Consider the following 9,566-nt stretch of genomic DNA (forward strand, 5'->3'; position numbering starts at 1 on the left):
ACGAAAAGGCACTCCCGCGAGGGGGTGCTTTTTTGTTGTTAGAATTATGATAAGCGTTGCTGAATTAGGCGATGATTTGATAATTTTGGATTGATCCTCCTGAAGTCTTCTTTTGGATTGTTAGAACTATCTGTAAACATTAGAGTTCTTGCATAATTAATTTTTGATAGTTTAAAAATGAGAAGAATAGGCATAAAATTGCATAAAATCCCTGAATAGAGCATTTAATTGATTAATGATCATTCTTAATTCTCCTGACTACTGATACTAAATCCAGTTATTAAAAACTGATTATTTATTCCCCTTTGCCTTTTGCCTCTCCTCATAACTAGCCTGTACTCAACGGATTTAGTATGACTACTGGCTCGTGACTCCTCACCTAAGGAAAGATTTTTGATTTTTGCAAGAGATCTAATCTATCGATTTTGATCCCTAAAAGCTGACAGCGGACGGCGGAAATTAATTGCGGTAAAAAGAACAAAAATGATTACAATCGATACAAAATATCAACGACTAGGATTAAATGGCTACTCATATTGTTACTGGTGTCGCGGGTTTTATAGGTTCTAGCTTGGCAGAAAAGCTTTTAGAACAAGGAGATCAGGTGATCGGTATCGATCAATTTAACGATTATTACGACCCCAGTTTAAAGCGCCAAAATGCCCATATTCTAGCAAAATATCCCGAATTTAAGTTAATTGAAGCGGATATACAATCCCTCGACTGGAGACAACTGTTGCAAGGAGTAGAAGTATTATTCCATCAGGCAGCCCAAGCAGGAGTCAGAGCAAGCTGGGGTGATGGATTTCGTCAATATACCGAAAGGAATATAAATGCTACTCAAATTATCCTTGAGGCCGCTAAGGAAACCCCTTCTTTACAACGGATGGTTTTTGCTTCCACTTCCTCGGTGTATGGCAATGCGGAAACGATGCCGACTCCGGAAACCCTTTGTCCCCAACCGGTTTCACCCTACGGCATCACCAAATTAGCGGCAGAAAGACTCTGTTGGCTATATCACCAGAATTTTAACGTTCCCGTCACTGCCTTGCGTTATTTCACCGTTTATGGACCGCGGCAACGTCCCGATATGGCTTTCCATAAGTTTTTTCAAGCCGCGATCGCAGGTAAACCGATTGGCATCTACGGTGATGGAAAACAAACCCGCGATTTTACCTTCATTAGCGATGCTGTAGCCGCTAATTTAGCCGCTGCTGTAGTGCCGGAAGCGTTGGGTGAGGTGTTTAATATTGGTGGTGGTAGTCGCGTGGTTTTGCTGGATGTCTTGGATACCATGGAAAAAGTCATCGGTAAACCGATCGAGCGACTGCATCAAGGATTGGCCCGGGGAGATGCCCGTCACACCGCCGCCGATGTCACCAAAGCGCGTACTATTCTAGGTTATAATCCCCAAGTCTCTTTAGCCGAAGGATTAGCCCAAGAATGGCAGTGGATTCAGGGATTATATTGTTAAGTTAATTAGGGTCTGTTGAAAAAGTTTGTTGGTGGGGGCAGGGTGTGGGGTGTAGGGTGTAGGGTTTTACCCATTTTCAGGGGGTCAATTACCTAATTTTCAGGGAAAAAGTGCCTAAATTTCCCCCCCGATCACTCCCATGCCCGGCACTTTTTGATTTCAAAAAGTCTAAAAGTCTTACCCAACAAGGTTTTTAGCTTTATTCAGCAAACCCTACATATATAACCTATCAGGTAAGGGAGGGAGACACTCCTTTTTCCCATTGCCAGATGGAACCTTGGCACGAGACAAGAGAATCGAGTCGCCCCACCCTACCGTTCCTATTTTCGTTTTTTCAGGCTAGAAGCTAACCCTAATCCTCCTAATCCCAACAAGGCAACCACGGAACCTGGTTCAGGGACGCTAGTAGCAGTCCCCTCAAGGCTAAATTGGTAAGGCCCACCCGTAGGATCAGTGCCCCAAGATGCTGATTGATCTGAACTGAAAACGAAACCATCACCAATCGTCCAACCGGGTAGTCCTGTTTGATTGAAAGATTGAGTATAACCCCAATAATACTCCCCTCCACCAGTTGTACCACTGACTAACCAGTAAGTGGTATTAGCGGCTAATGCTTGTGGAGTAGCCAAGGTAAAGGTGTTATTGGTGAGAGTGGTAGTAATGGGAGTAGGGTTAGTAAAATTCGTTATCACAGTGCCAGGTTGTCCACTGTTGTCGCTATAGAGACGAACAAACAAGTCGGTACTGGCGCTGAATTCTTGGAACAAAAGAGTAGCAGAATTAAGGTTATAACTGCTACTGCCAGTGGTAAAGCTTGATCCTTGCCACAAGTCGTCAAAGGTTATACCTCCTGTGTCTGAATTTGATTGACTTAAGTTCTCAACGAGGGTGACAGCATAAGCTTGTTGCCCTAAGCCCAAAGAAAGAAGGAGAGCAAGGCTACCTCCGCCGATTTTTGCCAGAATTTGCTGATTTTTAGTCATTTTTGGAACTCCTAAAGACAAAAAGGGTGAAATTGGCCTTGATTGATGGTCTATCTTCTGAGCATCTGCTCGGAAAATAAACTTTGTGGTAACTTAGCACAGATTCCTCGTTTTTGGGAAAAAGTAGAGTGACCTAACCCCCAAAATCTCTTTCCTTTGCAAGGGAAGGTAGGAAGATGGAAAATTAGTTAACCTTTTGGCGATTGCTAGATGACTAAAAATAAAAGAGTGCTGATTTTAGGGGGAACAGGGGAAGCGGCGGTATTAGCGGCTAAAATTGCGGCAATTCCGGGTATAGATGCCATCGCTTCCTTTGCCGGTCGCACGAGAGAACCGATTACTTTCACAACTCCCTCTCGCCGGGGGGGGTTTGGTGGTGCCACTGGGTTAGCCAATTATCTGCGGCAAGAAGGCATTGATTGTTTAATTGATGCTACCCATCCCTTTGCCGCACAAATTTCCTTTAATGCCGCTCAAGCCGCCTCGGATTGTGGTATTCCTCGATTAATGTTAAGTCGTCCAGCTTGGGAAAAAGTATCTGGAGATAATTGGATTGAAGTAGAAAACAATCAAGCGGCAGCGAATATTTTATCGGGGTTAGCGCCGCGGATATTTCTCACTATTGGTCGGCAAGAACTGGCAAGTTATGCACATTTAAACAATATCTGGTTTTTGATGCGGATGATTGACCCTCCGGAACCAGATGCCATCGTACCGATTGGAAAATTATTATTGGAACGGGGGCCTTTTTCCTTACAGTCAGAGCGCTCTCTTTTACAAGAATATAAAATTGGGGTGATCGTGAGCAAAAATAGCGGCGGTGATGCCACTTACGCCAAAATTATCGCCGCTAGAGAGTTGGGAATAACCGTGGTCATGGTACAACGTCCACCTGTACCTGAAGGAGAAAAAGTGGCGGATGTTCAAAGTGTCCTGGCATGGTTAGAAAAAAGATGGCTCTCTTGATGAGACCTCTTGCAAAAATCAAAAATCTTCCCTTAGGTGAGGAGTAGGGGGCTAGTGTATTAGTATAATAGACTGGAACTTAATATAGCACTTTTCACATCACTAAGGTATCGACAAGTTTTGCCAACAAAGGGTTTAAGCCCCTTGCCTATGGCTCATTCTAATGAAAACTGCTATAGTAAGTAGTCATGCAAAATAAATTTTCTAGTGAAGATAGGCAAAAGGCAAAAGGCAAGAGCTTTATCAAAATGTGTAATTAATTTTGCTTAGGTACTTATAATAGATAATAGTCTAATAGTTTTCTTTTTCCTCCGTCACCAGAGTAATACCCGTCCATTCTCCCTTCTGATCATAAGAACGAATTAGGCGCTGTCTTTGAGTAGGAGAAAGTAACCAACCTACCTCTAAAACAAAAGGATGACCGGCAGTAATTTTCAGAGGTGTATTACAGGAAGCTCCATCGGGCAGCAGTAGAATTTGCATCGGCAGCGGACTATTTTCAAACACCAATCTTTGTCCCTCAATACGAGCGCTAGAAGTGATTTGATGATCACCAAAAGTCAAAGTTTGCGAGAGATAATTATCCCCCTGACGCTCGATCGAGATATGGGTAGAATAGGCAGCAGAATTATAAAAATCCCGTCCCGTTGTCACTGCTTGTCCTCGCCATTGACCCAGTAATTGCTCCACCGTTAACATCGGTCTTTCTGGTGACTGAGAATCAACTAACTTTTCCCGAATTAAAGTCAAGCGATCAAACTCACAGCGTTCATTAAATAACTGTACGATTCTTAATCGTCTTTCTCCAGAGATTAAGCCAAATTCTGCTCCGAATGGTGAGGAAAAACTACTAAAATATAGAGAACCTTGACAAAAAGCTCCCGTCTGGCTAAATAGAATACCCTGATGCAGAGAACTATACTCTAAAATTAAATCTTCCGGCTCTCGATCGCTGTAGAGACGGCGAACCAATTGACGAATCGATTGATTATTATTAATGCCTTGCAAAGATACCAAAGTCGGGGTATCTTCGATCAAGTCGCCTTGGGGAGACAGACGAGTAAAAGAACCTTGCCATTGACCGAGATTTTTTAGTAAACATTCCCACTGGGAGAGCATAATAATTGAGGTAATTGGGGGAAATAGGAAAAAATACATGGGAACAATTCGATTAATGCACGCCAAACTCCATCGAGTGCGCGTCAGCGAGGCTAACGTCGATTATGTCGGCAGTATCACTATCGATCGAGAATTGATTGAGCGGGTCGGTATTTTGCCCCTTGAAGAGGTGGATGTGGTCAATCTTAGCAATGGTAAGCGCTTTTCCACCTACGTTTTTCCTGGCCAAACCGGGGAAATTTGCCCTAACGGTGGTGCTGCGCTGCTCTGTCAACCCGGAGATATTTTGATTATCTATGCCTACGAACAACGTCCGAGGCAAGAAGTTCTCGAAAAGGGTCATTTTGCCAAAGTTCTCGTCGCTGATGCCGAAAATCGCTGTCAGCAATTTTTTGAACAGAGCCTAATTCCCCGGAGTGATGGTCAGGGAGTGGAATTTTATAGCCAAGAATGCTGATTCTTGTCCCAAATTTGTTAACTTTCCCGTCATAATAAGAATAAGTAATGTAAATTTTCTTAGAATCAGCCCCCATGCGTGTAATTCTCATGACCGGTAAAGGAGGCGTGGGTAAAACCTCCGTCGCCGCCGCTACAGGACTCCGCTGCGCCGAACTTGGCTATAAAACCCTAGTTCTCAGCACCGATCCCGCTCACTCTCTCGCTGACAGTTTCGATCTCGAATTAGGTCACGATCCTCGTTTGGTACGTCCCCATCTTTGGGGAGCAGAATTAGACGCACTAATGGAGTTAGAAGGCAACTGGGGCGCAGTAAAACGTTATATTACTCAGGTATTACAAGCTAGGGGTTTAGATGGAGTGCAAGCGGAAGAATTAGCGATTTTACCCGGAATGGATGAGATTTTCGGCTTAGTTCGCATGAAACGCCACTACGATGAGGGTACTTATGATGTGTTGATTATCGATTCCGCACCCACGGGGACAGCTTTACGATTGCTGAGTTTGCCAGAGGTGGGCGGTTGGTACATGAGAAGATTTTACAAACCTTTACAGGGAATGTCGGTGGCATTGCGACCACTGGTGGAACCTTTTTTTCGACCGATCGCCGGTTTTTCCCTACCGGACAAGGAAGTTATGGACGCTCCCTACGAGTTTTATGAGCAGATCGAGGCTTTGGAAAAGGTTTTGACCGATAATACTCAAACCTCGGTACGTTTGGTGACAAACCCCGAAAAAATGGTGATTAAGGAGTCTTTACGCGCCCATGCCTATCTAAGTCTCTATAATGTTTCTACCGATTTAATTATTGCTAATCGGATTATTCCCGACAAAGTAACCGATCCTTTCTTTGCTCGTTGGAAAGAAAATCAACAGGGTTATAAACAGGAAATTTACGATAATTTTCATCCCTTACCGGTTAAGGAAGTTCCTCTCTACTCCGAAGAAATGTGTGGTTTACCCGCTTTAGAAAGACTGAAAGAAACTCTTTTTGCTGGGGAAGATCCGACTAAGGTTTATTACCAAGAAAACACCATTCGGGTAGTTCAACAGGAAAATAATTACAGTTTGGAGTTATATTTACCCGGCATACCAAAGGAACAGATACAACTAAATAAAACTGGAGACGAGTTAAATATTCGCATTGGTAATCACCGTCGTAATTTAGTTTTACCCCAAGCTTTGGCAGCCCTGAAACCTTCCGGAGCAAAAATGGAAGATGATTACCTGAAAATCTCTTTTAGCAACGTGGTAAAAGTGTAATTTCCCTAGATTGGGTGGGAAGTGGGGAGGTTTTCAGTGATCAGTAAACAGTGAACAGCGAACTGAAAACTCAAATCCGATCTCTGATAGCTGTCTCCCCTCAACCGTCTCGACTAGGAAATTAATTTTGCACGACCACTTATCTCTTGGATTTGGTGGGTAAAATGTACTCTAAGATATATTCCCCCTAGCGCGGGGGTGGAACTAACCACAAAGACACAAAGGACACAAAGATCGATCCTATGTAAGTTAAACTTATCACACAGAACCTAGAAGAGCCATTGTTCCCTCACCCCAATTCGTGAAATTCCTCATTGCTGCGATGCAAATTCCCCACCTGCCTAGGTGTCCGGGTGGGGACTGACGCGGGATCGTTCACCCTAATTTTGGTAAACCCATACTATAGTTCTGGACTCTGGCATTGAGATTATAGCTGATTTCGCCTTTTTGCAGGAGAGAACGGATAAAATGTTCCAGATCTGAACCGATGCGACGGAGATTATATTCGCTCAGTTCTTCCCCATTGTAGGACTCTACCAATTCATCAAACTTACTATAAACCTTATTGAGAGCCACTTCTTCCCAATTAAATTCATTATCGGGATCCACATCAAGAGTCAAAACATTGTTACTCTCGATTAATTGATTATTTTTTACTTCAGCCGTATAAATGCGAATATGACGGGTCGTGGATTTTAACAGCATGGAATCTTCAGGGTAAGTTAGACGCTATGTCTAAGATTTTGCCATGATTTGCGGAATTGGGGAATTGGGGAAGCTGTCTCATCACCCTATCTCCCGAACAATGTTTACGGATCGACCAGAAACGTGATACTATGATAGGTTGCAGTGTTTAAGCAGAGATCACGAGTCCTATGGCCTTAACCCAGACCAAAAAACAAGAACTAATCAGCCAATATCAGGCCCACGAAACCGATACAGGATCATCGGAGTTACAGGTAGCTTTCTTAACCGAGAGAATCAACCAACTGACCGAACACCTGAAAGCTAACCCGAAAGACCACGCTTCCCGTCGGGGATTACTCCAGATGATCGGTCGTCGTCGGGGACTGTTAACCTATATCCAGAAGAAAGATCAACAACGTTATCAAACCCTGATTGGTCGTCTCGGAATTCGCCGTTAAGCTTACCCCCCTTGCATCCCTACCATGGCCTCTGAATCGAAATCGACGGAGAAAAAAGAGCGTCTTCCCTTTGAGCCGCGCCAAAATAAGCGAAAAACCCCGAAAATTGCCCCTAGTCCCGTGCCACCGCCGATAAAGAATCGCTCCGAGGAAACCAGCTTAAAGGCAATTCCGCAAGCGGTCAGTCAACGGATGGCCAAACGGATGGCGGTATTTTGTGGCATTCCGACAGTATTGGGGATAACTTCCTTTTTTGGCTTCTACTGGATTATTAGCCACAATCTTCTCGAAATCCCTTCCTACGTCGCCATGCTCGTCAGTTTAAGCCTATTTGGTCTAGGTTTTATCGGTCTGAGTTATGGCATCTTCTCCGCTTCTTGGGACGAGGATCGGGTGGGGGACTGGCTAGGATGGCAAGAATTTCAAGCTAATTTTGGCAGAACGATCGCTGCTTGGCGGTCCGGCAAAAAAGAAGTGGAAGAAAAATAGATAACCTCTAGAAATCGTCAACAATAGAGATTAAAGGAAAAAATAAAGGGTTAATGCCATGATTATTGTCATGAAAGTTGGTTCCCCGGAAATTGAAATCGAGCGCGTCAGTGCCGAATTCGAGGCATGGGGATTAAGTCCTGAAAAAATCGTCGGTAAGCATAAAGTTGTCATCGGTTTAGTCGGAGAAACCAGGGAATTAGACCCCCTACAAATCCAAGAATTAAGCCCTTGGATCGAAACCGTCCTGCGAGTCGAACAACCCTTCAAACGCGCCTCTTTAGAATACCGTCACGGGGAATACAGCGAGGTTTTAGTCCCCACTCCTAACGGTGTTATCCCCATCGGCAGAAATCATACCGTTAGCATTGTCGCCGGCCCCTGTTCGGTGGAAAATGAGGCGATGATCGTGGAAACTGCCAAACGAGTGGCAGCAGCCGGAGCGCAATTCCTCCGGGGTGGTGCCTACAAACCCCGCACTTCTCCATACGCTTTCCAAGGTCACGGGGAAAGCGCTTTAGAATTACTAGCGGCGGCTAGAGATGCCAGTGGTTTGGGTATTATCACGGAAGTAATGGACGCGGCGGATCTCGATAAGATTGTCGAAATAGCCGACGTGGTGCAGGTGGGGGCCCGCAATATGCAGAATTTTTCCCTCCTGAAAAAAGTTGGGGCGCAACCGAAACCAGTCCTACTCAAGCGCGGCATGGCGGCCACTATTGAAGATTGGTTGATGGCGGCAGAATATATCCTCGCGGCAGGAAATAGCAATGTCATTCTCTGCGAACGCGGTATCCGCACCTTTGACAGTAAATATACTCGCAATACCCTAGATTTATCCTGTATTCCCGTTTTAAGAACTTTAACCCACCTGCCGATCATGATCGATCCTAGCCACGGTACGGGTAAATGGGAATATGTACCGACCATGGCCATGGCTTCCCTGGCAGCTGGGGCCGATTCCTTGATGATCGAGGTACATCCTAACCCAGCCAAGGCCCTATCCGATGGGCCGCAATCCTTGACTCCCGACCGGTTCGACCAGTTAACGCGGGAGTTAGCGGTCATTGGTAAGACGATTGGGCGTTGGCCCCAGGTTCCGGCACTGGTTTAATTAAGATAAAAAGGGGGTGAGTCAACCCCCTTTTTTGGGCATAAATTTCGCTTTTCGGGGCAGTTATGGTGACAGTTCCTCTGGAGTTAAATACTGAGCAAATTAGGGGCGAAAAACGGGTAGTTTTTAATCATCTCAGTTGGTTATCCTATCAGCAAATTTTACAGGCAATAGGGGAAAATAATCGCGCCCATTTATTTTATGATCGTGGCACTTTAGAGATTACTATGCCCCTAGAAGAACACGAGTTTTATAGAGAATTAATTGGACGTTTTATCTATTTTTTGGTGTCCGAATTGGGTTTAAAAATTAAAAGTCTGGGTTCCACAACTCTAGCTAGGGAAGATTTAGAGCGAGGAGCAGAACCCGATAATGCTTACTACATTCAAAATCAAGCTAAAGTGCTAGGAAAAAGAATTAATTTAACTGAAGATCCGCCCCCAGATTTAGTGGTGGAAGTGGATATAACCCACACGGATATTAATAAATTAGCACTTTATGCCCGTTTGGGAGTGCCGGAATTATGGCGTTTTAATGGACAAATCTGGCGCATTTAT

11 protein-coding genes are annotated in these 9,566 nt (G+C 44.5%); 8 read left to right on the plus strand and 3 right to left on the minus strand.

Annotation, left to right across the window (positions count from 1 at the left end; translation table 11 throughout):
• Positions 1–523 precede the first annotated feature (523 nt).
• Entirely contained in the window at positions 524–1,474 is a 951-nt protein-coding gene (locus tag IM507_RS22720) for an NAD-dependent epimerase/dehydratase family protein (RefSeq protein WP_002738365.1), read from the plus strand.
• 320 nt (positions 1,475–1,794) lie between these two features.
• Here the strand turns inward: IM507_RS22720 and IM507_RS22725 are convergent, their stop codons facing one another.
• Complete coding sequence (locus IM507_RS22725) at positions 1,795–2,457, minus strand: choice-of-anchor R domain-containing protein (RefSeq protein ID WP_002739334.1); 663 nt, start codon at positions 2,455–2,457, stop codon at positions 1,795–1,797.
• A 210-nt stretch (positions 2,458–2,667) separates the two neighbouring features.
• Between IM507_RS22725 and IM507_RS22730 the strand changes: the two genes are divergently transcribed.
• On the plus strand, positions 2,668–3,423 hold the full coding sequence (locus IM507_RS22730) for a cobalt-precorrin-6A reductase (RefSeq protein WP_287637785.1): 756 nt from the start codon (positions 2,668–2,670) through the stop codon (positions 3,421–3,423).
• A gap of 291 nt (positions 3,424–3,714) precedes the next feature.
• Here IM507_RS22730 and IM507_RS22735 read toward each other — a convergent pair whose 3' ends face one another.
• Entirely contained in the window at positions 3,715–4,542 is an 828-nt protein-coding gene (locus tag IM507_RS22735; protein WP_287637787.1) for a DUF3598 family protein, read from the minus strand.
• Positions 4,543–4,579: 37 nt separating this feature from the next.
• Between IM507_RS22735 and panD the strand changes: the two genes are divergently transcribed.
• Both panD and IM507_RS22745 read left to right on the plus strand, forming a co-directional pair.
• Positions 4,580–4,999 (plus strand): aspartate 1-decarboxylase, encoded by a 420-nt coding sequence (gene panD / locus IM507_RS22740; protein WP_002738909.1) that lies wholly within the window; start codon positions 4,580–4,582, stop codon positions 4,997–4,999.
• A 74-nt stretch (positions 5,000–5,073) separates the two neighbouring features.
• On the plus strand, positions 5,074–6,261 hold the full coding sequence (locus tag IM507_RS22745) for a TRC40/GET3/ArsA family transport-energizing ATPase (RefSeq protein ID WP_002741890.1): 1,188 nt from the start codon (positions 5,074–5,076) through the stop codon (positions 6,259–6,261).
• A 375-nt stretch (positions 6,262–6,636) separates the two neighbouring features.
• On the opposite strand, the gene ndhM is transcribed toward IM507_RS22745, so the two are convergent.
• On the minus strand, positions 6,637–6,966 hold the full coding sequence (ndhM, locus tag IM507_RS22750; RefSeq protein WP_002738864.1) for an NAD(P)H-quinone oxidoreductase subunit M: 330 nt from the start codon (positions 6,964–6,966) through the stop codon (positions 6,637–6,639).
• 170 nt (positions 6,967–7,136) lie between these two features.
• Here ndhM and rpsO point away from each other — a divergent pair, with 170 nt between their 5' ends.
• From rpsO to IM507_RS22770, 4 genes are all read left to right on the plus strand, one after another.
• Positions 7,137–7,406, plus strand: coding sequence for a 30S ribosomal protein S15 (rpsO, locus tag IM507_RS22755; protein ID WP_002738807.1), 270 nt, complete (start codon positions 7,137–7,139; stop codon positions 7,404–7,406).
• A gap of 24 nt (positions 7,407–7,430) precedes the next feature.
• Positions 7,431–7,895, plus strand: coding sequence for a PAM68 family protein (locus tag IM507_RS22760; protein WP_002738795.1), 465 nt, complete (start codon positions 7,431–7,433; stop codon positions 7,893–7,895).
• A gap of 58 nt (positions 7,896–7,953) precedes the next feature.
• Entirely contained in the window at positions 7,954–9,009 is a 1,056-nt protein-coding gene (aroF, locus tag IM507_RS22765) for a 3-deoxy-7-phosphoheptulonate synthase (protein ID WP_002739223.1), read from the plus strand.
• Between the two features lie 65 nt (positions 9,010–9,074).
• Positions 9,075–9,566, plus strand: a 492-nt coding sequence (locus IM507_RS22770) for a Uma2 family endonuclease (protein ID WP_287637786.1), incomplete at its 3' end; no start/stop codon positions are given.

It is taken from the genome of Microcystis sp. M20BS1, assembly GCF_020245305.1.
GTDB classification, from domain to species: Bacteria; Cyanobacteriota; Cyanobacteriia; order Cyanobacteriales; family Microcystaceae; genus Microcystis; species Microcystis ichthyoblabe_A.